Annotated in this window: 25 protein-coding genes; 14 read left to right on the forward strand and 11 right to left on the reverse strand. The window is 58.8% G+C overall.

The features are described from left to right. Nucleotides 1–76: 76 nt before the first annotated feature. Nucleotides 77–379, reverse strand: coding sequence for a DUF1883 domain-containing protein (locus NA645_RS09860; protein ID WP_256048634.1), 303 nt, complete (start codon nucleotides 377–379; stop codon nucleotides 77–79). 204 nt (nucleotides 380–583) lie between these two features. Here NA645_RS09860 and NA645_RS09865 point away from each other — a divergent pair, with 204 nt between their 5' ends. From NA645_RS09865 to NA645_RS09895, 7 genes are all read left to right on the forward strand, one after another. After that, nucleotides 584–1,732, forward strand: coding sequence for an MFS transporter (locus NA645_RS09865; RefSeq protein ID WP_256048635.1), 1,149 nt, complete (start codon nucleotides 584–586; stop codon nucleotides 1,730–1,732). Between the two features lie 69 nt (nucleotides 1,733–1,801). Next, nucleotides 1,802–2,854: an RNA methyltransferase gene (locus NA645_RS09870; protein WP_256048636.1), complete on the forward strand. Its 1,053-nt coding sequence runs from the start codon at nucleotides 1,802–1,804 to the stop codon at nucleotides 2,852–2,854. A gap of 103 nt (nucleotides 2,855–2,957) precedes the next feature. Then, nucleotides 2,958–4,298: a leucine-rich repeat-containing protein kinase family protein gene (locus NA645_RS09875; protein WP_256048637.1), complete on the forward strand. Its 1,341-nt coding sequence runs from the start codon at nucleotides 2,958–2,960 to the stop codon at nucleotides 4,296–4,298. 47 nt (nucleotides 4,299–4,345) lie between these two features. Further along, complete coding sequence (locus tag NA645_RS09880; RefSeq protein ID WP_256048638.1) at nucleotides 4,346–4,795, forward strand: 3-phosphoshikimate 1-carboxyvinyltransferase; 450 nt, start codon at nucleotides 4,346–4,348, stop codon at nucleotides 4,793–4,795. A gap of 89 nt (nucleotides 4,796–4,884) precedes the next feature. Next, nucleotides 4,885–5,103: a DUF2970 domain-containing protein gene (locus NA645_RS09885; protein WP_256048639.1), complete on the forward strand. Its 219-nt coding sequence runs from the start codon at nucleotides 4,885–4,887 to the stop codon at nucleotides 5,101–5,103. Nucleotides 5,104–5,458: 355 nt separating this feature from the next. Next, the gene (locus tag NA645_RS09890) at nucleotides 5,459–7,117 is read left to right on the forward strand and encodes a nitrite/sulfite reductase (protein ID WP_256048640.1); all 1,659 of its coding nucleotides are present in this window, start codon (nucleotides 5,459–5,461) and stop codon (nucleotides 7,115–7,117) included. Continuing rightward, complete coding sequence (locus NA645_RS09895; protein WP_256048641.1) at nucleotides 7,101–7,601, forward strand: DUF934 domain-containing protein; 501 nt, start codon at nucleotides 7,101–7,103, stop codon at nucleotides 7,599–7,601. Before NA645_RS09890 ends, NA645_RS09895 begins: the two co-directional genes overlap by 17 nt. A 228-nt stretch (nucleotides 7,602–7,829) precedes the next feature. Here NA645_RS09895 and NA645_RS09900 read toward each other — a convergent pair whose 3' ends face one another. Continuing rightward, on the reverse strand, nucleotides 7,830–8,822 hold the full coding sequence (locus NA645_RS09900; protein ID WP_256048642.1) for a YhdH/YhfP family quinone oxidoreductase: 993 nt from the start codon (nucleotides 8,820–8,822) through the stop codon (nucleotides 7,830–7,832). Between the two features lie 10 nt (nucleotides 8,823–8,832). Further along, nucleotides 8,833–9,858: a protease SohB gene (gene sohB / locus NA645_RS09905; protein WP_256048688.1), complete on the reverse strand. Its 1,026-nt coding sequence runs from the start codon at nucleotides 9,856–9,858 to the stop codon at nucleotides 8,833–8,835. Nucleotides 9,859–10,038: 180 nt separating this feature from the next. On the opposite strand from sohB, the gene NA645_RS09910 reads away from it, so the two are divergent. From NA645_RS09910 to NA645_RS09925, 4 genes are all read left to right on the forward strand, one after another. Continuing rightward, nucleotides 10,039–10,752 carry a histidine phosphatase family protein gene (locus NA645_RS09910; protein ID WP_256048643.1) on the forward strand — a complete coding sequence of 238 codons (714 nt, stop codon included), beginning with the start codon at nucleotides 10,039–10,041 and terminating at the stop codon, nucleotides 10,750–10,752. A 62-nt stretch (nucleotides 10,753–10,814) separates the two neighbouring features. Beyond that, nucleotides 10,815–11,129, forward strand: a complete 315-nt coding sequence (locus tag NA645_RS09915) for an SCP2 sterol-binding domain-containing protein (RefSeq protein WP_045427587.1) — start codon at nucleotides 10,815–10,817, stop codon at nucleotides 11,127–11,129. 236 nt (nucleotides 11,130–11,365) lie between these two features. Then, on the forward strand, nucleotides 11,366–12,433 hold the full coding sequence (locus NA645_RS09920) for a phosphotransferase family protein (protein ID WP_256048644.1): 1,068 nt from the start codon (nucleotides 11,366–11,368) through the stop codon (nucleotides 12,431–12,433). 26 nt (nucleotides 12,434–12,459) lie between these two features. Beyond that, nucleotides 12,460–13,227, forward strand: a complete 768-nt coding sequence (locus tag NA645_RS09925) for an SDR family oxidoreductase (protein ID WP_131648659.1) — start codon at nucleotides 12,460–12,462, stop codon at nucleotides 13,225–13,227. Between the two features lie 56 nt (nucleotides 13,228–13,283). Here the strand turns inward: NA645_RS09925 and NA645_RS09930 are convergent, their stop codons facing one another. Then, on the reverse strand, nucleotides 13,284–13,931 hold the full coding sequence (locus NA645_RS09930; protein ID WP_256048645.1) for a hypothetical protein: 648 nt from the start codon (nucleotides 13,929–13,931) through the stop codon (nucleotides 13,284–13,286). A gap of 220 nt (nucleotides 13,932–14,151) precedes the next feature. On the opposite strand from NA645_RS09930, the gene NA645_RS09935 reads away from it, so the two are divergent. After that, nucleotides 14,152–14,928 (forward strand): TSUP family transporter, encoded by a 777-nt coding sequence (locus NA645_RS09935; protein WP_256048646.1) that lies wholly within the window; start codon nucleotides 14,152–14,154, stop codon nucleotides 14,926–14,928. Here the strand turns inward: NA645_RS09935 and nudC are convergent. The 7 genes from nudC to NA645_RS09970 all read right to left on the reverse strand — a co-directional run bounded on the left by nudC (nucleotide 14,896) and on the right by NA645_RS09970 (nucleotide 22,811). Next, entirely contained in the window at nucleotides 14,896–15,729 is an 834-nt protein-coding gene (nudC, locus tag NA645_RS09940) for an NAD(+) diphosphatase (RefSeq protein ID WP_256048647.1), read from the reverse strand. The genes NA645_RS09935 and nudC overlap by 33 nt on opposite strands. Then, nucleotides 15,729–17,411, reverse strand: coding sequence for a ferrous iron transporter B (locus NA645_RS09945; protein WP_256048648.1), 1,683 nt, complete (start codon nucleotides 17,409–17,411; stop codon nucleotides 15,729–15,731). The genes nudC and NA645_RS09945 overlap by 1 nt, the downstream gene beginning before the upstream one ends. A gap of 37 nt (nucleotides 17,412–17,448) precedes the next feature. Then, nucleotides 17,449–18,261, reverse strand: a complete 813-nt coding sequence (locus NA645_RS09950) for a crotonase/enoyl-CoA hydratase family protein (RefSeq protein ID WP_256048649.1) — start codon at nucleotides 18,259–18,261, stop codon at nucleotides 17,449–17,451. Nucleotides 18,262–18,448: 187 nt separating this feature from the next. After that, entirely contained in the window at nucleotides 18,449–20,701 is a 2,253-nt protein-coding gene (locus NA645_RS09955; protein ID WP_256048650.1) for an arginine/lysine/ornithine decarboxylase, read from the reverse strand. Between the two features lie 113 nt (nucleotides 20,702–20,814). Beyond that, nucleotides 20,815–21,576, reverse strand: a complete 762-nt coding sequence (dnaQ, locus tag NA645_RS09960; protein ID WP_256048651.1) for a DNA polymerase III subunit epsilon — start codon at nucleotides 21,574–21,576, stop codon at nucleotides 20,815–20,817. 11 nt (nucleotides 21,577–21,587) lie between these two features. Then, a complete protein-coding gene (rnhA, locus tag NA645_RS09965) occupies nucleotides 21,588–22,040 on the reverse strand; it encodes a ribonuclease HI (RefSeq protein WP_256048652.1) in 453 nt (150 codons plus the stop codon). 15 nt (nucleotides 22,041–22,055) lie between these two features. Further along, on the reverse strand, nucleotides 22,056–22,811 hold the full coding sequence (locus NA645_RS09970) for a class I SAM-dependent methyltransferase (RefSeq protein ID WP_256048653.1): 756 nt from the start codon (nucleotides 22,809–22,811) through the stop codon (nucleotides 22,056–22,058). A 111-nt stretch (nucleotides 22,812–22,922) separates the two neighbouring features. Here NA645_RS09970 and gloB point away from each other — a divergent pair, with 111 nt between their 5' ends. Beyond that, nucleotides 22,923–23,702, forward strand: coding sequence for a hydroxyacylglutathione hydrolase (gloB, locus tag NA645_RS09975; protein ID WP_256048654.1), 780 nt, complete (start codon nucleotides 22,923–22,925; stop codon nucleotides 23,700–23,702). Between the two features lie 99 nt (nucleotides 23,703–23,801). Beyond that, complete coding sequence (locus tag NA645_RS09980) at nucleotides 23,802–25,349, forward strand: LysM peptidoglycan-binding domain-containing protein (protein ID WP_256048655.1); 1,548 nt, start codon at nucleotides 23,802–23,804, stop codon at nucleotides 25,347–25,349. Nucleotides 25,350–25,360: the final 11 nt, after the last annotated feature.

A 25,360-nucleotide genomic window follows, 5' to 3' on the forward strand; every position in this document is an offset into this window, starting at 1 on the left:
GCATACACGAACGGGGCGACGAATGACACTTGGTCGGCTGGATAACCGGACGCGCAAGCGCATCCGAGCGAAATGGCTACTTCAGCCCAGAGGGCGAATTACGGACGATTTTGATCGAATGCGTGAGCGCTGGTTTACGGGTAACGCTGATGGCTTTGCGCGTTACGGTGTCGATGGTGATGTTCCAGAATCCCGTGTTGGGCACCTTGATCCTTGCCGGAAACTTGTCGAAGGCGCCGCCGTGATAGGTATGTCGGCCGCCATTTCTGAAACTGCGGAAATTCTTGTCGTTCATCAGACGAATATTGCAGGGCTGCGAACATTCGATGATCACGAAGTCGTCTTCGTTGAGGTGCTCGCGCTGGTGAATGAACTTCATGTACCGCTCCGGACCGCGTTGCTGGCAAAGGCGCAGATTACCACGGCCGCATCCGCCACTGGGTGAGTCGAGCGCTGGCTCGCATTGACCCGCTGACGCGTCTGCGACGATATTTTCCGCTGTCCTTCGACGCCAAGCCGCCTGCACAATCGGCTCTGGCGCTCCAGCGCCAGTCATCATTCTGTCGATCAAGGATAACCGCGCATGTCTGCGGCAAGTCTCTCTGCCGATGCCGCTTCGCCAGTTGCTCGCCGCGCCACCCGCGTCGGCTTTTTCATGGCCGGGTTCGGCCTGTCCGTCTGGGCGCCGCTGGTGCCGTACGTACGTGAGCGCATCGAAATGAGCGATGCACTGTTCGGCACGCTACTGTTGTGCATCGGTATCGGCTCGCTGTCATGGATGCCACTTTCCGGATTGCTGGTGACCCGCTACGGGATTCGCCCGGTCGTGCTTTCCAGCGTAGCGTTATTACTCGTCGCCCTGGGCGGCATGGCCGCGACCGAATCGATCTGGATGCTCGCACTGGCGCTGTTCTTTTTCGGTGGCAGTCTTGGCGTCATCGACGTGGTGCTTAACATCCAGGGCGTAATGATCGAGCGCGACACCGGCAAACGACACATGTCGAACTTTCACGGCATGTTCAGCCTGGGTTCGATTTGCGGTGCACTGGCACTCACCGTCGCTCTGACGCTAGGTCTCGCGCCGCTAACCGGTACCCTGTTGATGATTGCCGTCATCACAGTGGCGAACCTTGTCGTGACACCCGGATTTCTGCGGGACAAAGCACCGGCCGGCGGGGTCGCCTTCATTCGCCCAACTGGCATGGTGCTGCTGGTCGGCGCTCTGTGCTTCGTCGTTTATCTGGCCGAGGGTGCGATCCTGGACTGGAGCGCGCTTTACCTCACCGAACAAAAAGCTCTGGAAACCGCCAAAGGCGGACTCGGCTATGCAAGCTTCGCACTGATGGTGACGATCGGCCGCTTCGCCGGCGGCCCCGTAGTCAACGCGCTGGGAACGGCGCGCGTGATCGGTTTCGGAGGCCTGGTTGCGGCGATAGGCATCGCCCTGAGCCTCGTGACCGAACACTGGGCACTTGCGCTCATCGGTTATGGCCTTTGTGGCCTGGGCTGCGCCAATGTCTCGCCCGTGCTGATCTCATCCCTGAGCCGGCAGCGCAGCATGCCAGTGCATCAGGCCATCACTGCCGCGACCACCATTGGCTTCGCCGGGGTGCTGGCCGGCCCGGCGCTGATCGGCATCATTGCTCACTATGGTTCCCTGACCCTCGCCTTTGGCCTTCTTGCGGTGCTGCTGGCCAGCCTTGCACTGGGCGGTCGCCGCTTCAACGAATGATCATCGAGACGCGGAGCTGCTTACCCCACTACAGACCCGCTCGCGCCCTTTGGCTAGAATGCGCGCCTTATGCGCATCCACGATATTCACCAACAGCTCGCCGAAATTGGTGCCAAGCCCGTCCACATCGGTCGGGTCACGCGTGCCTGGCTCAAAGGCCAGGCGCTGGACATCGGTACCCGGCATCAGAAAACCGAAGACTTTCTGCCGCTATCGGTACGCAACAGCCTCCCCGCCGTCAGCGAAACCATTGAACGCCTGGCCCGGCTGCGCTCCGAGCATCCAGGTAATGACGGTTCCGCGCGTTTGCTGGTGGAACTGGCTGACGGTCAGATGGTGGAAAGCGTCCTCCTGCCTCGCGATGGTCTATGCGTCTCCAGCCAGGTCGGTTGTGCGGTCGGCTGCGTGTTCTGCATGACGGGCAAAAGCGGCCTGCTGCGCCAGCTAGGCAGTGCCGAGATCGTCGCCCAGGTCGCCCTTGCGCGGCGCTTCCGCCCGGTAAAGAAGGTCGTGTTCATGGGCATGGGCGAGCCGGCCCATAACCTCGATAACGTGCTCGAAGCCATCGACCTGCTGGGCACCGACGGCGGCATCGGCCACAAGAATTTGGTGTTTTCCACCGTGGGTGATCCGCGCGTATTCGAGCGCTTGCCCCAGCAGAAGATACGTCCTGCGCTGGCGCTATCGCTGCACAGCACCGATGCGGCGCTACGCCGCGAGTTGCTGCCCCGAGCACCGGTGTTCGACCCTGCCGAGCTGGTCGAACTGGGTGAGACCTATGCGCGCCTGATCGACTATCCGATTCAGTACCAGTGGACGCTGCTCAAGGGCATCAACGACAGCCAGTACGAAATGGACGGCATCATCCGGCTGCTCAAGGGGAAATTCGCGATCATGAATGTGATTCCCTACAACAGCCTCGACGACGATGAATTTCAGCGCCCCACCGCTGATCGCATCCATCAGATCATGCGTTACCTGCACCAGAACGGCGTTTTGACCAAGGTACGTAACTCTGCCGGCCAGGACATCGATGGCGGCTGCGGGCAACTACGCGCCCGCGCTGAACGCGCCATCCGTAAACGGCAAGAACCAACGGAAGAGCCTGCATCAACGGGCTGACGGAACGCCGGAGTTTCTTCAGTGTCGTAGCGCACTGACCCGCTGGCCGCCTTGGCAGCAATACCTCTTTTTCGCCGCGACAGTCAGCTCGCACGGAAACCGCATGCACACACTGGCACAACTGAAGAGCGGGCAACTGAAAGGTGCCACGCGAGTGGATCTGTCGGAACAGCTCGAAATCTTTCCCAGCGAGATTTTCGACCTGGCCGATAGCCTGGAAGTCCTCAACCTTTCGGGCAACCGACTCAGCAGCCTGCCGCCTGATCTATGGCGGCTACACAAGCTGCGCATTCTGTTTTGCTCGGACAATGCATTCACCGAGGTTCCGGCGGCGCTCGGCAAGTGCCTGAATCTGGAGATGATCGGTTTCAAGGCCAACCGTATCCAGCGTCTGCCCGCCGAGGCGCTGCCACCCAAGCTCCGCTGGTTGATTCTCACCGACAATCAGCTCGAATCCCTGCCCGATGAGATAGGTCGCTGCACGCGGCTGCAAAAGCTGATGCTCGCCGGCAATCGACTGCAAGTACTACCCGAAGGCCTATCTCGCTGTCATCACCTGGAACTGCTGCGCATTGCCGCGAACCGCCTGCCTGCACTGCCCGACTGGCTGCTGAGCATGCCTCGGCTGACCTGGCTCGCATTTGCCGGCAATCCGTTCAGCGACTCGATCGAGGCAGAGACGTTGGGGCGGCATCCGCTGCCGCCGATCGGTCGTGATGAGATCTCGCTGGGTGACATACTCGGTCAGGGCGCTTCCGGCGTCATTCATCAGGCCCATTGGCAGTACGGCAACCAGGCACCACGGCCAATGGCGGTCAAGTTATTCAAAGGCAATGTGACCAGCGATGGGCTGCCGCACAGCGAGATGGCCGCATGCATCGCTGCCGGCGAGCATCCCAATCTGATCGGTATCGCCGGGCCGCTGGCCGAAAGTGCCGATACACTGCCGGGTTTGCTCATGGAGCTCATCGCATCGTCCTACCAGCCACTGGCCGGACCACCATCGCTCGCCAGCTGCACCCGCGATTGCTACGAAACGGAGCGACATTTTTCGGTTAGCCAAGTGCTACGCATCGCCACTCGCGTGACCTCGGCGGTCAGCCATATTCATCAGCGTGGGATTCTTCATGGTGATCTATACGGCCATAACCTGTTGGTCGACCCGAACGGGAACACGTTGCTGAGCGACTTCGGCGCGGCCTCCTTCTACGCGCCTCAAAGCACCCAAGGGCAGTCGCTCGAGCGACTCGAAGTGCGAGCATTTGGCTGCTTGCTGGAAGAATTGCTGGAGCACTGTGGCGCTACCGATGGCCTGCAAGTTCAACGACTTCAGGCTCTGCAGCGCCGATGCATGTTGGACAACCCAGCGCTTAGGCCTAATTTCAGCGAGCTGCACCATGAATTGGTACATATCGACCACGTCAGCCCCGTTCCGGCCAGTTAGTTGCATAAGGTTGCGTCTAATTCCTGTACTGACGGAAACCTGACGCTATGCTTCCTTCCGACTCTGACAACGACAGCTCCGCCCTATACCCAGCTACTGAAAACGCCGCTGCGCTAAAGCATGACCCGTTCATCATTGGCTTGAAGCAGCGTCTACCCGAAGCGCTTCGCGAGAGCTTCACCGAACAGCAACTGTTAGGACTTCGTAGCGCCTTCGCCACACGCTCATGGGCACGGCACAAAATCGATCTGCGCGGCACCTTCCGTATTTGGAACAACCAGTATTATTTCGTCCTGGTCGGAGGGCGTAACAAGCGCGGGCTGACGCGGGGCCAGCGCAACCTGTCGTTGGTGACCAAAGCCATCGCGATCACCTTGTTCCTGTTCTTCTCCGTACTGGTGGGACTGGTCGTGCTCTACTTGCTCAAGTCGGCACTCGGCATCAACCTGCTACCGAATCATTCCTTTGGCCTTTGGGACTGGTTCAAGGGCCATTGAACCCAGGCCCGGACCATGGGATTACCTGTGCCGTCCCGCATCGCTGAATACTGACTAGACTTCTGATAGGCGATAGCTTTGAGGTGTCTATGAGCGACGAACAAGAGCGCAAATCTCTAACCCTGCGGCAAATGCTGCAAAGCATTCTGGCCGGCGCACTGGGGGTGCAAAGCGGCAAGAATCAAGCTCGCGACTTCAGTCACGGCAAGCCCAGTCACTTCATCCTGCTGGGTCTGGGTTTTACCGTGGTGTTTGTCTTGGTGATTCTCGGCGTAGTCAAACTAGTGCTCTATCTCGTGGGGCTGTAAATCGGCGCGCGCTGCCGTTACTGATGGCTGACCCAGAAAATCGCCGTCGCTACCGCCAGAAGAATCAGAACGAAAATGGCGGCAGCGTCTGCCCTACTGTCATTACCACGCTGATTGGAAGGCTCCGACATAAGCTGTTTCCCCTTGTTGTTGAGAGCTCGTCTGCTTGCAGTTAAGACCACGCAAGCGAGGCGCTCAAGGCAAGCGGTTTAAATGCTTAAAAAGCAGCGTTTCGTTCTAAACATATTCCCAAACATCACTTTTGCGTATAAACGCTAGCTGGTATCTTGCTGCCTCCCTGATGGGTGCGCGGCCGTGCGCGCGACAAGCTGTAGACAGCCTGAACAGGACTCTTATGTACGTTTACGACCAATACGATCAGCAGATCGTAAAAGAACGCGTCAACCAGTTCCGCGAACAGACCCGCCGTTACCTCGCCGGTGAACTGACCGACCCTGAATTCCTGCCGCTGCGCCTGCAGAATGGCCTGTATATCCAGCGCTACGCACCGATGCTCCGCATTGCCGTGCCCTATGGCCTGCTCTCCTCGACACAGATTCGCAAACTGGCCGAAATCACGCGCAAGTACGACAAGGGTTATGCCCACATCAGTACCCGTACCAATGTGCAATTGAACTGGCCAGATCTCGAGGATGTTCCGGAAATTCTCGCCGAACTCTCGACGGTGCAGATGCACGCAATCCAGACCAGCGGCAACTGCATCCGCAACACCACCACCGACCAGTTCGCCGGTGTCGCCAAAGACGAGCTGGTCGACCCGCGTCCGTGGTGCGAAATCATCCGCCAATGGTCGACCTTCCACCCAGAGTTCGTTCGCCTGCCTCGTAAGTTCAAGATCGCGATCAACGGTGCGGTAAGCGATCGCGCGGCGATCGGCGTGCACGATATCGGACTTGAGGCGGTGAAGAACGCCGAAGGCGAACTGGGCTTCCGCGTCGCTGTTGGTGGTGGTTTGGGGCGTACCCCCATCATTGGGAGCTTCATCAATGAGTTCTTGCCTTGGAAGCATCTGTTGACCTATCTCGAAGCCATCCTGCGTGTGTACAACCGCTATGGCCGTCGTGACAACAAGTTCAAGGCGCGTATTAAGATCCTGGTCAAGGCTCTGACGCCGGCAGTCTTCGCAGAACGTGTCGATGCCGAGTGGGAACATCTCAAGGACGGTCCCAGCACCTTGAACGATGAGGAAGTCCAACGGGTCAGCCAGTATTTCGTCGATCCTCCATACAAGACTCTGGATGATCAGGACGATGCCCTCCGCCAGCTAGACGCCGAGCACACCGGCTTTGCCCGCTGGCGCGAGCGCAACGTGGTAGCGCATAAGAAACCCGGTTACGCGGCGGTCACGCTGTCGCTGAAGAGCACCGGCGTTGCGCCCGGCGACGTCACCGACAAGCAGCTGGACATGATCGCCGATCTCGCCGACCGCTACAGCTTCGGCGAAGTACGCAACTCGCACGAACAGAACATGATCCTCGCCGACGTCGAGCAATCGCGCCTGTTCGAGCTATGGCACGAGCTGCGTGAATTGGGCGTCGCCACGCCGAACATCGGCTTGCTCACTGACATCATTTGCTGCCCAGGCGGTGACTTCTGTTCGCTGGCCAATGCCAAGTCGCTCCCGATTGCCGACGCCATCCAGCGTCGCTTCGATGACCTTGATTATCTGTTCGACATCGGCGATCTGGACCTGAACATATCTGGCTGCATGAATGCCTGCGGCCACCATCATGTCGGTCACATCGGCATCCTTGGCGTCGACAAGAAGGGCGCCGAGTTCTACCAGGTTTCGGTTGGCGGCAGCTCGGGGCGCGATACCACCCTTGGCCAGATCCTCGGCCCGTCCTTCGCCCAGGACGCGATGCCCGACGTCATCGAAAAAATCATTGCCGTCTACGTGGAGCAACGTAACGAAGATGAACAGTTTCTCGACACCTTCCGCCGCATCGGCATCGATCCTTTCAAGGAGCGCGTCTATGCAGCGAATCATTAAGCACGATCAGGTCGTCGACGAGACCTGGCACCTGCTGCCCAGTGACGCCGCCCTGACGGACGTGCCGAACAGCGACGATGTAATCGTGCCGATGCGGCTTTGGACCGATCACGCCCATGCCCTCAAGGTGCGTGATGGCGGCCTGGGCATCTGGCTGGAGGCCGACGAAGCCATCGAGGACATCGTCGACGATCTCGAACACTTCCAGGTCGTGGCGCTGAATTTCCCGGTGTTTACTGACGGTCGTCATTTCTCCAGTGCGCGCCTGTTACGTGAACGCTACGGCTACAAAGGGGAAATTCGTGCCATTGGCGACGTGCTGCGCGATCAGCTGTTTCTCATGCGCCGCTGTGGTTTCGATGCCTATGCCGTACGCGCCGATCGCGACCCCTACGATGCATTGGAAGGTCTGAAGGATTTCTCGGTGACGTACCAGTCCGCCGTGGATGAGCCGCTGCCACTGTTCCGTCGCCGACAGGGCTGATTCAGCTGTACAAAAAACCCGCCGTTTGGCGGGTTTTTTTGTCACTGATACATCCAGAAGTTGGGATGTTCGATTTGGGCGACTTTGGCTGGCTGCTTCCTGCCGAACGTTTCCATGATTTTTTCTGCCAGTGCTTTCATGACCAATTCCTGTTGCGTTGAAGTGGCGCTAGCTTCTCGCAAACAACTGCCGCAACGAAATCGGTTCTGGCTATACAGCCAATAGCGTTCAGTCGAGCCGCACCAGCATTCGTCCTGTTTGTTGGCCCGCCAGCATTCGCTCGATCGCCTGTGGCAGTTCTTCCATGGAAATTTCCTGCACCAGTTCATTCAGGTTCGGTAGCTTCCATTGGGTCGACAACTTGTCCCACATCGAAGCCTTCGTGCTTCTTGGAATCTCGACCGAGTCGACGCCAAGCAGATTCACGCCGCGAAGGATGAACGGCAGTACATTGGCTTGGAAATTCGTTCCAGCGGTCAGGCCACAGCAAGCGACACTGGCACCGCGCTGCAGAGACTTGATGACGTTGAACAGAATGTCGCCACCCACGGTATCGACAGCACCCGCCCATTGCTCCTTGAGCATCGGTTTTTCGGTGCCGGATTGCAGCACGCTACGCTCGATCACCTGCGTGGCGCCAAGGCTGGTCAGAAACTGCGTCTGTTCGACTTTGCCCGTCACGGCGGCCACGTTGTAGCCGAGCCGGGACAGCAATGCGACCGCGATACTGCCAACGCCTCCGGTCGCGCCAGTCACCAGAACTGGCGCGTCGCCCGGCACGAGGCCCGCCCGCTCAAGCTTGTCCACGCAAAGCGCAGCGGTCAGGCCTGCGGTTCCGAGGGCCATCGCTTCACGCAAGGAGAGTCCGGACGGACGCTTGATCACCCACGTCGCCGGCACACGAATGAGCTGGCCGAAGCCGCCTGCTGTGTTCATTCCCAGGTCATAACCGGTAACGATCACCTCGTCACCTTCGGAGTAGCCCGAGGCACTCGACTCGACGACGATGCCTGCTGCGTCGATGCCTGGCGTATGCGGGTAGTTACGAGTGACGCCGCGATTGCCGCTGGCGGACAGGGCATCTTTGTAGTTCAGCGATGAGTAGCTGACGCGAATCAGCACCTCGCCAGCGGGCAGTTCGCTAACCTCCCGCTCGATGATGCGCGTTTCGAAACGACCCTCTGCGCTTTCGCTGGTTTGAAGTGCCTTGAAGCTACTCATCAGTTACCCCTCATTGCCAGAATCGTTGTTCATTGAGTCGTGTCCAGCCCTTTAGCAGGCCGTGCTCAAGGGTAGCGCTGGCGGCCATGCCGAACCGCTCGGGTAGGCTCTTCTTCTCCGCGTAATGCAGTTGGAATAAGTCCGCTTCGCGAGCCCGGGCAGCCAGGTATTCATCGCTGGTCTTCAACTCGTCAACCAACCGCTTGCCGAGGGCCGCGATACCGAGCCAGACCTCGCCAGTGGCGACATCATCGATCGACACTTGCTGGCGATACCGCGCGACAAAATTCTTGAACAGTTCGTGTGTCGTTTCCAAATCGTCCTGGAACTTCTCCCGCCCTTTCTCGGTGTTTTCGCCAAAAATCGTCAGAGTTCGCTTGTATTCACCAGCGGTCAGCACCTCGACATCGACATCGTGCTTCTTCAGTAGCCGATGCACGTTCGGCAACTGGGCGACAACACCGATGGAGCCAAGGATTGCAAAAGGTGCGCTGAGAATTTTCTGGCCGATGCACGCCATCATGTACCCGCCGCTTGCGGCGACCTTGTCGACGCACACCGTCAGCGGAACGCCCGCATCACGGATGCGAACCAGCTGCGAGGCAGCGAGCCCATAACCGTGAACCATGCCGCCGCCGCTTTCCAGGCGGAGAACGACCTCGTCCTGCGGCGTAGCGAGGGTCAGCAGTGCGGTAATTTCATGACGAAGGTTGTCGACCGCCGACGCCTTGATGTCTCCATCGAAATCGAGCACAAACACCCGCGGACGGCTCTCCAGATTTTTCTTTGCCAGCTTGGCGGCTTTGGCCTCACGCTTGCGCTGCAGCTTGAGCTGATCCTTGTCGACCAACGATTGCTCGAGGCGCTCACGCATCGATTTGTAAAAGTCGTTCAACTTATGGACTTCGAGGTGGCCGCCCGAATGCCGAGACCGCCCACGCCGCAACGAGGCGAGCGCAATAAGCACCACCAGCACAGCAACCACCAAGGTTACGGTCTTCGCCAGAAAGCTTGCATAGTCAGCAAGAAAGTCCACAGATCCTCCTAGGATTAAAGGGTCGCCAGCAGAGACGCAGCGTGGCACAAACCGGCCAAGCATACCGAGTACTCGTCTATCTGAGCCAGCAGAGCTCAATTCAAACAAACGTATGATTTATCGTTGACACTCCAGAACGATCCCCCTACCCTCGCGAAAACAGGGGACCTGGAGCGGAGCATGGGTAGTATCTACCTGATCAGACATGGTCAGGCGTCGTTTGGCGCGGACAACTACGATGTGCTCTCACCGCTCGGCTTTCAGCAATCAGCTGCGTTGGGCAATTATTTCAACCAACTGGATATTCGCTTCGACCGCTGCTTGAGTGGAGAGTTGGAGCGTCAGCAGGACACGGCGAAGACGACTCTTGAGCGCATGAGTTCTTGCCAAGACAGGCCGTTGCCGCCACTGGAAATAGATCCAGCCTTCAATGAGTTTCATGCCGACGAGGTGATTCGTGCGCACATGGCCGATCTGCTGGCCTTCGAACCCAAGGCTATGCAAATCCTTGCCAACGCAGCCGATCACCGGGCCGAATTTCAACGCCTGTTTCAGTACGTCATTCAGCGCTGGGTGTCTGGCGAACATGAAAAGGACGACCTGGAAAGCTGGCAGTGTTTCATCGACCGCGTTCAGGACGGCCTGAACCGGCTACTCGACCAGGCAGACAAAAAAGACCGTATCGCCGTCTTCACATCTGGCGGCACCATTACGGCACTGCTTCAATTGGTCATCGGTGTGCCGCCCATCAAGGCGTTCGAATTGAACTGGCAGATCGTCAACACCTCACTCAGTCGACTCAGATTCCGTGATCGTGATGTCGCGCTGGCGACGTTCAATAGTCATGTACATCTGGATCTGATGAAAAATCCGGAGCTCGTCACCTACCGATAAGCTCCAGCCGCCTGCAGCCCGAGGCTGCATGTTTATTCCACGACAACAAAGGGACATATCCGATGAGCAACGTCGACGAAACCATTCAGGGCATGAAGGCCAAGTTCAATCCCAGCGCTGCGGCCGGCCTGGATCTGGTTTTCCAGTTCAACATTACCGATGCAGAGAACTACTACCTCGTCGTCAAAGACGGCACCTGCGACTTCCACAAAGGTGAGTCTGCCGACGCCAACGTAACGCTGATCATGGATAGCGAAACCATGCAGGGCGTCATCAGCGGCGAAACCGACGGCATGCAGGCATTCATGGCCGGCAAGCTGCGCGCCGAGGGCGACATGATGCTTGCTCTGAAGCTGAGCGAACTGTTCCCGGCCTGATCAGCCGTTGCGTAAAAAGCCGAAGTCGCATGACTTCGGCTTTTTTATGCGCTTTTTACGGACGTTCATGCATTAGGCAGCTTGATTACACGGCAACACCCCGGCCAATAACAACGCACTTTGCTTGGTGATGCCCGTACCGCACATTAGATTACGAACGCCGAATGGTCAGAGGGTATCGAATGCGCGCCTGCCAATGACCTGCTCATCGGCATCGATTATAAAAAGGGACAAGCATGGCATTAACAGATCAGACCAGCCGCATACGAGACGGTGAAGAGCTGCCTACCGACGTCATCGACCAGTACCTGAAAGGCCAGATTTCTGGTCTGGAAGGCACACCGGATATCACGCAGTTCCCAGGGGGCGCGTCCAACCTGACTTATCTGCTGGAATATCCGAAGCAGGAGTTCGTGCTACGTCGCCCTCCGTTTGGCCACAAGGCCAAGTCGGCACACGACATGGGCCGCGAGTATCGGATTCTCAATCAGCTAAACGCTGGTTTTCCATACTGTCCCAAAGCCTATGCGTATTGCACTGACGAGACGCTTATAGGTGCCGAGTTCTATGTCATGGAGCGCGTCAAGGGCATCATCTTGCGAGAGGATATTCCCGCCGAGCTGGGCTTCACCCCAGACCAAACGACCGCGCTGTGCAAAAGCTTCGTCGACAAGTTCGTCGAGCTCCACAACGTCGATTACAACAGCTGCGGCCTGGGCGACCTGGGCAAACCCGAAGGTTACGTGCAACGTCAGATCAACGGCTGGATCGACCGTTACGAGCGGGCGATCACGCCTGACGCACCCGCCTGGGGACAGGTAAAGGCCTGGCTGCGCGATAAGATGCCAGCGGATCATCACAAGCCGGCAATCGTTCACAACGACTACCGATTCGACAATGTGATTCTCAGCCCAGATAACCCAATGGAGATCATCGGCGTCCTGGACTGGGAAATGACTACCCTTGGTGACCCACTGATGGATCTGGGTAATACGCTCGCTTATTGGATCGAAGCGACGGATCCGCCTCCTATGCAGTTGATCCGCAAGCAGCCCAGCAACGCTCCAGGCATGCTGACTCGCCAGCAATTCGTCGATTACTACGCCGAGCGTGCTGGCATTCGCATCGACAACTTCGACTACTACTACACCTACGGCCTGTTCCGCCTCGCCGCTATCGTGCAGCAGATCTACTACCGCTATTTCCATGGCCAGACACAGGACAAGCGGTTCGCGAGGTTCGTTCAAATGAACGCCCTGCTCGAGCATGTGAGCCTGCAGGTCATTAACAAATCGAAGCTGTAACACAGCTCACCAAGAGGAAAGTTTCCATGAGCAAAACCACTCTGTTCGATCTGGACGGCAAGATCGCGTTCGTCTCGGGTGCCAGCCGCGGTATTGGCGAAGCGATTGCCAAGCTTCTGGCTCAGCAAGGTGCCCACGTCATTGTTTCCAGCCGCAAGATCGAAGGCTGCCAGGCTGTCGCGGATGCAATCGTTGCCGCGGGTGGCAAGGCGACGCCGGTGGCCTGCCACATTGGTGAGCTGGAGCAGATCCAGGCCGTCTTCGCTCAGATTCGGGAGCAGTTTGGCCGGCTGGATATTCTGGTCAACAACGCAGCGACCAACCCGCAGTTCTGCCACATCCTCGATACCGACGTCTCGGCATTCCAAAAGACCGTCGACGTGAACATTCGCGGTTATTTCTTCATGTCCGTCGAGGCTGGTAAGTTGATGCGCGAGCATGGTGGCGGCAGCATCATCAACGTTGCGTCCATCAACGGCGTGACACCAGGCAATTTCCAGGGGATCTATTCGGTCACCAAGGCCGCGGTCATCAACATGACCAAGGCTTTTGCCAAGGAATGCGCACCGCAGGGCATTCGCTGCAACGCTTTGCTACCAGGCCTGACTGACACCAAGTTCGCCTCGGCACTGGTCAAGAACGACTCGATCCGTGAAGAAGCGCTGCGTCATATCCCGCTGCATCGCGTCGCCGACCCAAGTGAAATGGCCGGTGCCGTCCTGTATCTGGCCAGCGATGCATCGAGCTACACCACCGGCTTGTCGCTCAACGTGGACGGCGGCTACCTTGCCTGATCAGGCTTAAACGACGAAAGGGAACCTAGGGTTCCCTTTTTTCTGAGTCCTCGACGTCACCAATTCTTCATTGCCTGCTCGGCAGCGGTATTCGCCGGCTTCGCCCGCAATCCGGTGGGAGCCATCTCCAATGTATAGACAGCGCCATCAGCGATTGGCAGATAGCTGATTCGCCGGGCCTGCGCCTCGAACATCAGTGATGCGCAGCGACAACGCTGCAGCCAGTTCCAGAAATCCACTCCGCCCCAGCTATGTCCGAGCTCGACGTACGGATGATGAGCCTGATTCTGCTGCTCGACGGCCAGGTAACGCCCCGAAAGCTTCTCAAGTCGGTAGCCGGGCTTCAAACCAATCAATGCCGCCAAACCCTTCCAGTGAAGCGCCCGCAAATCGAGTTGCCAGAGATCGCCTTCCAGCGTGACAAAGCGGACATGCTTATCTTCCTCGATCCTGACTTGGTAGCGCTGTTGACCATCGGCCTGAAATGACAGCGAAGCCAGCGGCTTGCCCTGGGCGAGGGGCTGATAAGTTTTGACGTCCCAGGCAACCAGGCCGATCAGCCCAGCCAGCGCGAGGACCAGCATACCGAAGGTGCCGCGCAACCAGCCAAGCAGCCAATTTCCGCCAAACAGCATGCGTACCGCTATCAGTGCAATGATGAACGCGACTAGCGCGACAACCACTGCCAGCCCCAGATATTGCATGACCCGCCTTCCCTACAAACCTGACGGGGCATTATCCGCAGCCCCATATCATGCATCCAGCGACAGATCGGAACAGTGGCAACGAGTCGACATTCTGCTGCCTTTCTCTTGGTGAACAGCAAGGAAGCCGTGTTGAACGGCATGCCATTGGCTTATCACGATGCAAACGGCATCATGCATCGCCTGTGATCTCCTTGTTCGCTCACGAGAACCCATACCGATGCTTGAATTCGCTGCGGACCCTCTGGTGCTGGCCGCCCTCATGGCCGTAGCCTTTCTAGCAGGGTTCATCGATGCGATTGCCGGTGGGGGTGGGCTATTGACGCTACCCGCATTGCTGACTGCGGGCCTGCCGCCGCATCTGGTTCTCGGCACCAACAAACTGTCTGCGACATTCGGCTCGGCCATGGCGAGCTACACCTTTTATCGCCGCAAGCTGTTTGATCCGGCGCAATGGCGATTCGCGCTCGTGGCCACCGCCATCGGAGCAGCGCTGGGTGCTGGACTGGCACATTTGATCCCGGCTCATTGGCTTAATCAACTGCTGCCTTTGGTGGTTTTCGGCTGCGGACTGTATCTGCTTTTTGGTCGTGTTCCGACCACGCCACGAGCTGAGGCTGCGCCAATTGGCAAGCGCCGCCAATGGCCACAAGGCCTGACGCTGGGTTTCTACGATGGCATAGCCGGCCCCGGTACCGGGGCATTCTGGACGGTCAGCAACATGCTTCTTTACCCACTCGACCTGCTCAGGGCCAGCGGCGTGGCACGCAGCATGAACTTCGTTAGCAACGGTGTCGCACTCGCCGTGTTCATCATCAGCGGCCACGTTGCCTGGGCGTTGGGTATCGGGATGGGTATCGCCTTGATGGGCGGCGCCTACCTTGGCGCACGCACGGCGATCCAGGGCGGATCAAGGTTCATCCGGCCGATCTTCATTTCGGTCGTACTGGTTCTGAGCCTGCGGTTAGCCTGGCAGCATTGGTTCGGGGCGGCCTAGCCGTTGCGCCAGATACAGCTCGATCAGGTAACGTGCTATGGATTTTTGGGCCGGGAGCGCGGGCAGATCATGGATGGAGAACCAGCCGGCATCTTCGATCTCTTCAGGTTGCATCACGATTTCACCTGACGCGTAGTCGGCATGAAACCCCAGCATGAGCGAGTGCGGAAACGGCCAGCCCTGGCTGCAAATGTACCGAGGCTCTTGGATCGAAACGCCTACCTCTTCATGCACTTCGCGTCGAACACATTGCTCCACCGATTCGCCCGGTTCAACGAAGCCTGCCAGCGTACTGTAGACACCCGGTGCGAACCGCGGTGAACGGGCCAGCAGCAGTTCGTCGCCACGGGTGACAAGAACGATCATACTCGGGGAGATGCGCGGGTAATGATGAATGCCACAGGTCTCGCATTGCATCGCCCGCTCCGTCGGATGCTGACGCATCGGGTTGCCGCAACTGCCGCAGAAACGATGATGATTGGCCCAAGTGCCGATCTGTGCCGCGAAGCCCAGCATGCGGAATCTGTCGGTATCGTCATCCTGCATCATGAGTTGCCGCAGACTTTGCCAGGCCGCACCTGGCACCTCGACCGGATGCGCCAATTCCAGCAAAAACACCTGGTCACCGTCGAAATAGCCCAAGCCCTGCTCGCTGAGCAGCGGTAGCTCGAGGCGTTTGAGCCAGCCTCTCGGAAACAGCACGCCATTGGCGTCGAAAAGAAAGCCATGCTGGCAATGTACGACCGCCCACCCGCCTTCGCCCGCAGGGTCAAGCAATGCCGGCTGCCAGCGCAAGCTCATCAGGCCGCCACCGGAAGACCCAATGCCTTGACGCTCTCGGTCGCGAGGTCCAGCACGCTGGCACGTGAATCGTCACGCCGCAGTATCGCTCCGCCGTCGAGGTAGTACTCAAGGCTGGTCAGCGCATCAGCCAGTGTCTCGAGCGTTTGCTCAGAGGGCATCTGCACGCCTTCGAGCATCTGTTTCTGAATGAAGTCAGCGCATGCACCGATCAGCTCGGCGGCGCGATTCTGCTCCAAGAAGTGCAGCCCGCCACGAACCGCCATCAGACTGAAGGGGACGTTAGCCAGATGCAGCTTCTCTCCGTTGGATTCCAGATAGGCAGTAATGGCGCGCTTGGCCAATGCCAAGCCTGCGGTCGCTTCTCCGATGACAACGATGCAAGCTTCGGTGAGCTGGTGATTGGCGAACGCTTCGGCTTCATGACCTGGCTGTGCAATTTGCGGGCGCGTATCACGACGCTCGCCGCGCTCCAGGCTTGCAACCATGCTTTCGACGTATAGCACCGCATCGGCCAATTTGAGCAAAGCCGGCGAATCCGGTGCCTCCCCCGCGCTCCAGCTCGACACTGTCGCGAGCTGTGCATGCAAGGTGCTTGATGCCGAAGACAGACCGACCATTCCCAAGGTCTTTGCCAGTTTGCCCAGCAGGCTGTGCAGAGTGGCATAGGATTCGGCCGGAGCCGTTTGTCTTTCGATGAGGTCGAGCAGATCCTTGAGGCTTGCCAGTTCCTCGCGAATCGCCGATGACAACGAGCGCATCACTGCCTGACCGGGACCGGCAAGACGCTGGGACTCGTCCTCGAGAAGGTGATCGGTAAAGGGAAGCGGGCCAAGAGAAAAGATTTCCCGAACCTGGGTAGCCATGGGTCCGTTACTTTCTGCCAGTGCAACCAGATACAGCAGCTCTTTGAGCAGAACACGCGGCGGCTCGTAGGTAGCATTGCCGGTGAGCTGTCGAAGCTCACGGTCGAGCCTGGAGAACAACTGTTTGCGCGATTGACGAGGGAGCAGCTGACCATCCAGCTGCGCCTCCACAGCTGCGCTACCCAGCCAGCACAGACGCCCTGCAGGCGTACTGGCGAACAGCAGATCCAAGCGGCTAAGCGCCCGTGCCATAAGCTTGAGGCTCGCCGCAGCGTTGTCTTCGCGAATGAAGCCAAGCAGACCGACTTGATACATCTGGCGCAAACGCCGAGCTTCGGTCGCTCGTACGGCAGGCTCCCGCACCGCTGCAACCACCGGAGGCCGGGCATGGTCTAGCCGAGCGCTGAAGAAAAAGCTTTCGGGCAACGGTGATTGCTCGCTGGCAAGGCGCAACGCATTGATCGCCGGGAGTAACAGTTCAGGCATTTCCTGACGAGTCGCGTCGACGCTTTCCAGGTAGCGCTCCAGCACGTACAGCGCGTTGCTCAGCGCGGCCAGCTGCGTATCGCGCTCGCCGCCCGCGCCAACCGGAATATCAGTTGCCAGCTGAAGCATTTCCTGTGCGAGCAGCTCGGCTCCCGTCAACTCGATGAGCTTAAGGGTCCCGCGAACCTGTTTGAGATTTTCGACAGCCTGTTGCAGCAGGCTGCCGTTATTACGGTCGATGATGAAATGCTCGAGGCTCTGCTCGGCCTCCTCCATGGTGGCGAACAACTCATCGCGAACCAGGCTGAGTGAAGTAGCTCCGGTAACCATGCCTAGCGCGCCTCCCGCGCAACGTTTAGATGGTTCATCAGTCGGCGAAATCCGGTTTCTGTTTGCTCATATGAGCGGCCATGGCGACTTTGAGATCGGCCGACTGAAGCATTGCCGCATTCCAGGTAGCGATGTACTCGAGGCCATCGTCGACACGGTGGTCACGCATATAGCGGATCATTTGTTTGGTGCCGCGAATAGCGACCGGCGACTTCGCGGCGATCTCAGCCGCGAGTGCGAATACGGCAGCCATGAGGGCGGGTTGGTCGGTATACGCCCGATTGACCAAACCAATGGACTGCGCTTCCTGTCCATCTACGCTTCGTCCGGTATAGGCGAGTTCGCGCATCATTCCATCGCCGATGATCCGCGGCAGGCGTTGCAGCGTGCCGACATCCGCAGCCATGCCCATGTCGATCTCCTTGATGGAGAATTGCGCATCGAGCGTGCTGTAACGCATATCGCATGCGGCGATGAGATCTATTGCACCGCCGATGCAATAACCCTGGATGGCTGCGATAACCGGCTTTCGGCAGTTATCCACTGTATTGAACGAGGCCTGAAGCTTAAGTATCTGGCGGCGCAGGCTTTCTGCGTTGCGCCCGATATCCGTGCCCATCTGCATGGCGGCTTGTGCCAGCAACTGAAGATCGATACCGGCCGAAAAATGTTTGCCCTCTCCGGACAACACGACCACCCTTACCTCATCCGTATCGTCAATCCATTGAAAGATCTCAACGATTTCGCTCCAGAACGCAGCGTTCATGGCGTTGAGCTTGTCCGGCCGGTTGATCGCTACATAAGCGACTTTGTCCTTCAACTCCACACGGAAGGCTTGGTATTCAGTCACGCTATCATCCTCGACAGCCGAGGCACCTCAGTGCCTGAAACAGTGGGACAGTCCCTCCCCAGGGACTGCTCTCAGCCGAACAACTATAACAACAGCCGGGTGAAAGTCGATGCAGGAGGTTGTGATCCAGCCCACGGCCTTGCGCAACATCAGCTTTGACATTCGGCGATACCGGCAAGGCGGCCAATCAACCTTCCAAGATGCAATCGACCGTATAGCGCATGCCGTCCGGATGATCCTCAAGCTGCAGCCCATGGACATCGGCATCGAAGCCCGGAAAGCGCGCGGCGAAACGTTGCGCGAATTGGAGGTAGTCGAGTATCGAGCGCGTCTCGGCAGTGAACCGCTCGCCTGGCATGATCAGCGGAATCCCAGGCGGATAAGGCACCAGCATCACAGCGGCGATACGGCCCTCCAGCGCTTCGATGGGCACCGCCTCCACCTCGCCACGGACCAGCTTGTCATAGGCATCAGCCGGTTTCATCGCCAACGCCGGTAGCGCCGTATACATCCGCCGCATGGCTCTGGCGGTCGCATTCTCCCGATAGCAGTCATGCAACGAATCGCAGAGGTCTCGCAGCCCCATGCCGACGTACTGGCTGCCGCCGGCCTGCACTACGGAGGGCAGTGCATCACACAGCGGTACGTTGTTGTCATAGTGCCGTTTGAACTCCAGCAGCTCGGTTAGCAAAGTGCTCCACTTGCCTTTGGTGATCCCCATGGAAAACAAAACAAGGATCGAGTAGAGACCAGTTTTTTCCACCACCAAGCCTCGCTCCCAGAGAAATTTGCTGACGACGGCCGCGGGAATACCCCGCTCGCCGAGCTTGCCACCGGCGGTAAGCCCCGGAGTGACCAACGTGACCTTGATCGGATCGAGCAGCACGTAGTCATTCACGACGTCGCCGAAACCATGCCAGTCCGCTTCAGGCTCCAGCAACCAGTCCGCCGTGACCAGCTCGTCGGCCCCGTCCGCCGCCGTGGGCTGCCAGATGCTGAACCACCAGTCGCCCGCAGGTAGATGCTGCCGAAGATTGGCCAGCGCTCGCCGAAAGCTCAGCGCCTCGTCGAAGGTCTCCTGAATCAACGAGCGGCCAGCAGGGCCTTCCATCATGGCCGAAGCCACATCGAGCGATGCGAGGATGCCGTATTGTGGCGACGTCGAGATATGCATCATGAAGGCTTCATTGAAGCGATCTCGATCCAGCTGTCGCTGCTTGCTATCGAGCACATGGATCATCGAGGCCTGGCTGAACGCCGCCAGCACCTTGTGCGTCGAGTGGGTGGTGAACACCAGGGGCCCTTGCTCACGCGTGTCCATTCCATAGCGGCCGTCATAGAACTCGTGAAACGCGGCATAGGCGTACCAGGCCTCGTCGAAATGCAGCACATCGACGCTGTTCCCGAGGGTTCGCTTGATCAGGTTGGCGTTATAACAGAGGCCGTCGTAGGTGGAGTTGGTCACGACCGCCAGCTTCACCCTCGGCGCACGCCCGCGGGTCAGCGGGTTGGCATCGATCTTGGCCTGTATCGACGCCTGTGAAAACTCCTCGAGCGGGATGGGGCCGATGATGCCGAGTTCGTTGCGTGATGGCACCAGATAGAGCGGAATCGCGCCGGTCATGATGATCGAGTGCAGTATCGACTTGTGGCAGTTACGGTCCACCAGTACGAGGTCGTCGCGCGCCACCATCGAGTGCCAGACGATCTTGTTGGCGGTCGACGTGCCATTAATGACGAAAAACGTATGATCGGCGCCAAAATTGCGCGCCGCACGCGCCTCGGCTGCCGCCAGCGGGCCTGTGTGATCGAGCAGCGAGCCGAGCTCGGGCACCGATACCGACAGATCGGATCGCAGCGTGTTTTCGCCGAAAAACTGGTGAAATGCCTGGCCGACCGGGCTCTTGCGAAAAGCAACCCCACCGCCATGACCCGGCGTGTGCCACGAATAATTCGAGTCGCCCGTATGCTGAACCAGCGCGCGGAAAAACGGGGGCAGCAGGCCCTCCAGATAGGCGCGTGTAGCTCGTGCCACCTGCCGCGCCAGAAAAGGCACCGTATCCTCGAAGAGATACAGCAGCCCACGCAGCTCATTCAGATCGGCCATCGCTTCGGCCGGAGCGTTCTCGATGGTGATCTGCTCGCCCAACGCAAATATAGGAAGCTGTGGCGCACGACGCCGGGCAACGCGGATCAGCCCTACGACGTCCTGCAGCAGTCGCTGGTTCTCACCCGCACCTTCGGCAGCGACCAGAATGCAGGCCAAGCCATGGTGCGTCGAAGCGACGATACGGCCTTCAGCAGCGCTTGCGGTAGGAAGAATATGAAAGCCGTCGCGCTCGAGCTCAGTCGCGATTTCGCGAACCCGCTCGCCGGCGACGGTATCAGCCTTGATGTCGCGATGAACGATAAGGATGGGAAATTTCAGATCTTTGTACATGAGTGCTTCCTGAGAGCGTTCCCCTTCAGCGTAGAAGGTCCGCCCCCAAGCACCAAGCGTGAAATGCGATTGCGCCAGGCTGACGCGGCAAAACCTACGTCAGCGCTAAAGATTCAAGCAGGCAAGGCTTCCGCCTCGATGTCGGCGGGGTGTTCCAGCTGAACCCAGAGCGGTGCTGCTCCCGACGCTTTTTCAATCGCCTGCATGCGCGCCGCATGTGCAGCGACTTCTTCGGCGCTGGCGCGAATGACCAAGGTTCCAGCTCTATCGGCAGGCAGACGCCGAATCGGCGTCGCCTGTTGGCGGCCGCCGTTTTCAGAATCGGCGCCGTCCCCGGCCAGGGACAGATTGGTCTGCCCGCCCGTCATCGTCAGGAAGACGTCGGCGAGAATTTCCGCATCGAGCAAAGCGCCGTGCAGATCGCGACCGGAGTTGTCTACCCCGTAACGCTTGCACAACGCATCGAGGCTATTGCGCTGCCCCGGATGACGCTCACGGGCCATTAGCAGGGTGTCGAGAATGCTGCAGTGATCGCTCAGCTCGGCGCGATCCTGCTGTCCGAGCAGAGCGAACTCGTTGTTGATGAAGCCGACGTCGAACGCTGCGTTGTGAATGATCAGCTGGGCGCCCTTGATGAATTCGAAGAACTCATCGGCGATATCCTTGAACCGTGGTTTATCGGTCAGGAAATCATTGGTGATGCCGTGGACCGCGATCGCGCCCTCGTCCACTTCGCGATCCGGTTGCAGATACACGTGATAATGCCGACCGGTAAGGCGGCGACCGATGACTTCGACACAGCCGATCTCGATGATCCGGTGGCCGTCGGTCACCGGCATGCCAGTGGTTTCGGTATCCAGCACTACGCTACGCATATTTCACTCACTCAAGCGGTTTGTCGTTTGGCCTGCACTACGCCGCGATTGGCCAGAAGATCGGCGCGCTCGTTACCCGGGTGGCCGGTATGCCCGCGCACCCACTGCCAGCTCACCTGATGACGATTGACCTGCTCATCCAGCAATCGCCATAGATCAGCATTTTTTACCGGTTGCTTGGTAGCTGTCTTCCAGCCGCGCTTCTTCCAGTTGGGCATCCAGTCGTTGATGCCCTGCATGACATATTGGGAGTCGGTTACCAATCGCACCGGGCATGACCTTTTCAGCTCCTCCAATGCGCGAATCGCCGCCATCAGCTCCATACGGTTGTTGGTAGTGCCCGCTTCGCCCCCCCAAAGTTCGCGCTCTACACCTTTATAGATAAGCAGCGCGCCCCAGCCACCGGGACCAGGATTACCCTTGCAGGCGCCATCTGTGTATATCTCGACTATGTCATCACTCATGAAGGATGTTCGACCTTACTGTTCGGCATCGCGGCGGCTGACTTTCGCCACCGGCATTGGTAACAGCTGACCCATACGCTCCCGACGACTTTGCCGCAGAGGACGCAGCCCCACCATCAGCTTTCGCGCCACCAGCAGGTAGAAACCGCCAGTAGGCATTTGCAGCCGTTGGCCGGCGATCTCCATACCGGACAATCGCGCCTGCCAAGCGCTCGAAGAAAGCGGCGGACAATAGCACCCGAACCGACGTTTCTCCAGTGCGAATCCGAGCAGGTTCAGCCAATCGCCGACGCGTGTGGGGCGGATGCAACGAGCGTGGCGAAAGGCCTTGCGTGACAGCAAACGCGCCGCCCCCCAGGCACTCCACGGATTGACCCCGACGATCACCAGATGGCCGCCCGGCCGAACGCTACGAGCTGCTTCGCGCAGCAAGGCATGCGGTGACAGGCTGAAGTCGAGGCCATGCTGAACCACGACGACATCAGCGGCATGTTCACCGATCGGCCAAGATTGCTCTTCGCAAACGATCTCGACTCCGGGAAGCGGCGGCCCCAGCCGGACACTGCGCTTGATTTTTTGCGACTCGATCGGAGCGCTTGCAAAAGGGCCGTAGTGCACCAGATAACTGCCAAAACAACGCGATAGCTGTTGATCGATCGCCTGCTGCTCCTGCGTCAGCAATTGACGGCCCGACGGGCTGTCGAACCAGGCGCTGGCATCGTTCATTAGCGACAGCCAGCGGTCATCCGACTTGGTACAAGACTCACTCATGGTTAGCCTCCGTTCATCGGTTCGGCCGAACCGATAAATGCTACCGGTCGGTTCAACTTTCCAGTTCGACTGCTAGGATGCGCCTTTGCTAATGACTTGGCGACCGGTCCCATGTTGAAAATCGAAGCACTGCCCGCGTTCATCGACAACTACATATGGCTGCTCCTGGATCCTGAGCAACGTCGCTGCGTAGCGGTGGACCCAGGCGATGCCGCCCCCGTTCAGACGTGGCTGGACGCGCATCCCGACTGGCGTCTGACCGATATATTGATAACCCATCACCACCACGATCATGTGGGCGGGGTGCAGCAACTCAAGACCCGACATGGAGCCAGGATCTACGGCCCGGCCGCAGAGAATATTCCTGCCCGGGACGAGGCTCTAGTCGATGGACAACGCATCCGCATCCTCGATCACGATCTAGACGTCATCGATGTACCCGGCCATACCAGCGGCCATATCGCCTACTATCATGACAACCCTCAGGATCCTTGGCTGCTGAGCGGCGACACCCTCTTTGCCGCAGGCTGCGGTCGCCTTTTCGAGGGGACCGCAGCCCAGATGTTCAACTCACTAGGACGACTGGCAGCGCTGCCGGCGCAAACACGCGTTTATTGCACGCACGAATACACCTTGAGCAATTTGCGTTTTGCCCAAGCGGTCGAGCCGGGCAACCCGGCGATTGCCGAGCGCCTCGAACGAGTCGTCCAGATGCGTGAGGCGAAACGCATCACCCTCCCCTCTGATCTACGCACCGAGCTGGCCACAAATCCCTTTCTGCGTAGCACCGAGCCGGTCGTGGCCGCTGCGGCAAGCCGACACGCAGGGCGCGAACTTGCCACAGCGGAAGCCGTTTTCGCGGCCCTGCGTGCCTGGAAAGATAGCTTCTGACGGAGTCGACCATTCCCCAAAAACAGGTTCGTCGGGTTGACCCACCGGAACGGCATTCCTACACTCCCTCGAATTTGCGCCAAGGGAACCCTTCAGCCAATGCCGTCTGACTCTTCGAACAGCCCTCATCCGGACGCCTTGGCAGCCTCCGGCCGGGCCCTGGCGCTAGCAATCTGTCTCGCCATTACGGGCTGCCAGAGCACCGCGCCGCGTGCGCCGACCGGCAGCGATATCCAGACGCGAGCGGTGCCACAGGTACAAGAAACGCTGTGGCTCACCCAGGCGCCCGCCGTACCGACGCATTCCGACGTCTGGGATCGCATCAGACATGGGTTCAAGCTCCAAGATTATCTGGGCAGCAATCCGCGTATCGAGCAGCAGCGCCTCCTGTTCTCCAGCCGGACGAACTCCATCGAGATCGCCAGCGAGCGAGGCAGTCCCTACATCCACTACATCGTCGAGCAGCTGGAAGAGCGCGACATGCCGCTCGAACTGGCACTGTTGCCGATAATCGAGAGCGCCTATAACCCGTTCGCGTACTCTCCAGCCAAGGCCATGGGCCTGTGGCAGTTCATTCCCGCTACTGGCCGGCACTTCAACCTGCAGCAAACCAGCTGGTATGACGGCAGGCGCGACATTACCGCCTCCACCGCCGCAGCGTTGCGCTACCTGACCTATCTGCATGGCCTGTTCAACGACGACTGGCTGCTGGCCTTGGCGGCCTACAACGCAGGCGAAGGAACCGTCAGCCGAGCGATCGAGCGCAACCAGAAACTCGGCTTGCCGACCGACTACTGGAATCTGCCCCTGCCCCAAGAAACGCGCGATTACGTGCCAAAACTGCTGGCGCTTTCGCAGATGGTGCAGAGCCCCGAGGCATACGGCCTCAATCTGAACCCGATCGCCAACGAACCCTACTTCGAAGTCGTCGCACTCAAGCAACGCATGGATCTCGCGAGAGTCGCCGAAATGGCGAACATGGAGGAAGACGAGATCTACCAGTTGAACCCGGCGTTTACCCGCCGCATCACACTGGATGGTCCGCAGCACCTCCTGGTCCCGAGTGACAAGGTCGAGATGTTCTCGGCCAACCTGGCATTGATGAAGCCACAGGATTTGGTTGACTGGCAGCAATACAAGGTGCGCCCCGGCGACACGCTCGGAGCGATCGCCAACAGGCATCGCCTCTCGGTCAATATCATTCGTGACATCAACCGCCTTCGAAGTGATCGCTTGCAAATCGGGCAAGTGCTGAGCATTCCTCAATCGGTTGGTACAGGACAGTCTCGAGAACTGCTGCATGCCGTTGCGAGAAGCCAGCCAGCTCCGCGCAGCTACCGAGTCCGCAAGGGCGACAATCTCTGGGATATCGCCAAGACACAGAGCGTCTCGGTAGGTGACCTGCAGCGCTGGAACAACTTATCGGGAAGCAATATCAAGGTGGGCCAGGCGCTATTTCTGCAGGCAGCCGGCAGCAATCAGCGCGCCAAACCCGCGCCGACTTATTACAAAGTCAAGAAAGGTGATTCGCTCTACGAGATTGCCAAGCGCTTCAACGTTCAGATCAATAATCTGAAGGTTTGGAATCCCAGGGATAGCGCGATGCTCAAACCGGGGCAGACCCTTACCTTGTACCTATCTCAATAAGGCATGGCGCA

The sequence above is a fragment of the Stutzerimonas stutzeri genome (assembly GCF_024448955.1).
Lineage (GTDB): Bacteria > Pseudomonadota > Gammaproteobacteria > Pseudomonadales > Pseudomonadaceae > Stutzerimonas > Stutzerimonas stutzeri_AQ.

Excerpts from the sequence above, each read along its gene's own strand:
- NA645_RS09880 (WP_256048638.1), top strand. The coding sequence starts at position 4,346 with ATGCTTCCTTCCGACTCTGACAACGACAGCTCCGCCCTATACCCAGCT.
- NA645_RS09875 (WP_256048637.1), top strand. The coding sequence starts at position 2,958 with ATGCACACACTGGCACAACTGAAGAGCGGGCAACTGAAAGGTGCCACG.
- gloB (WP_256048654.1), top strand. The coding sequence starts at position 22,923 with ATGTTGAAAATCGAAGCACTGCCCGCGTTCATCGACAACTACATATGG.
- NA645_RS09890 (WP_256048640.1), top strand. The coding sequence starts at position 5,459 with ATGTACGTTTACGACCAATACGATCAGCAGATCGTAAAAGAACGCGTC.
- NA645_RS09860 (WP_256048634.1), bottom strand. The coding sequence starts at position 379 with ATGAAGTTCATTCACCAGCGCGAGCACCTCAACGAAGACGACTTCGTG.
- dnaQ (WP_256048651.1), bottom strand. The coding sequence starts at position 21,576 with ATGCGTAGCGTAGTGCTGGATACCGAAACCACTGGCATGCCGGTGACC.
- NA645_RS09865 (WP_256048635.1), top strand. The coding sequence starts at position 584 with ATGTCTGCGGCAAGTCTCTCTGCCGATGCCGCTTCGCCAGTTGCTCGC.
- NA645_RS09930 (WP_256048645.1), bottom strand. The coding sequence starts at position 13,931 with ATGCAATATCTGGGGCTGGCAGTGGTTGTCGCGCTAGTCGCGTTCATC.
- NA645_RS09945 (WP_256048648.1), bottom strand. The coding sequence starts at position 17,411 with ATGGTTACCGGAGCTACTTCACTCAGCCTGGTTCGCGATGAGTTGTTC.
- NA645_RS09910 (WP_256048643.1), top strand. The coding sequence starts at position 10,039 with ATGGGTAGTATCTACCTGATCAGACATGGTCAGGCGTCGTTTGGCGCG.
- NA645_RS09900 (WP_256048642.1), bottom strand. The coding sequence starts at position 8,822 with ATGAGTAGCTTCAAGGCACTTCAAACCAGCGAAAGCGCAGAGGGTCGT.
- NA645_RS09870 (WP_256048636.1), top strand. The coding sequence starts at position 1,802 with ATGCGCATCCACGATATTCACCAACAGCTCGCCGAAATTGGTGCCAAG.
- NA645_RS09895 (WP_256048641.1), top strand. The coding sequence starts at position 7,101 with ATGCAGCGAATCATTAAGCACGATCAGGTCGTCGACGAGACCTGGCAC.
- NA645_RS09935 (WP_256048646.1), top strand. The coding sequence starts at position 14,152 with ATGCTTGAATTCGCTGCGGACCCTCTGGTGCTGGCCGCCCTCATGGCC.
- nudC (WP_256048647.1), bottom strand. The coding sequence starts at position 15,729 with ATGAGCTTGCGCTGGCAGCCGGCATTGCTTGACCCTGCGGGCGAAGGC.
- NA645_RS09915 (WP_045427587.1), top strand. The coding sequence starts at position 10,815 with ATGAGCAACGTCGACGAAACCATTCAGGGCATGAAGGCCAAGTTCAAT.
- NA645_RS09980 (WP_256048655.1), top strand. The coding sequence starts at position 23,802 with ATGCCGTCTGACTCTTCGAACAGCCCTCATCCGGACGCCTTGGCAGCC.
- NA645_RS09970 (WP_256048653.1), bottom strand. The coding sequence starts at position 22,811 with ATGAGTGAGTCTTGTACCAAGTCGGATGACCGCTGGCTGTCGCTAATG.
- NA645_RS09885 (WP_256048639.1), top strand. The coding sequence starts at position 4,885 with ATGAGCGACGAACAAGAGCGCAAATCTCTAACCCTGCGGCAAATGCTG.
- NA645_RS09955 (WP_256048650.1), bottom strand. The coding sequence starts at position 20,701 with ATGTACAAAGATCTGAAATTTCCCATCCTTATCGTTCATCGCGACATC.
- NA645_RS09920 (WP_256048644.1), top strand. The coding sequence starts at position 11,366 with ATGGCATTAACAGATCAGACCAGCCGCATACGAGACGGTGAAGAGCTG.
- NA645_RS09925 (WP_131648659.1), top strand. The coding sequence starts at position 12,460 with ATGAGCAAAACCACTCTGTTCGATCTGGACGGCAAGATCGCGTTCGTC.
- rnhA (WP_256048652.1), bottom strand. The coding sequence starts at position 22,040 with ATGAGTGATGACATAGTCGAGATATACACAGATGGCGCCTGCAAGGGT.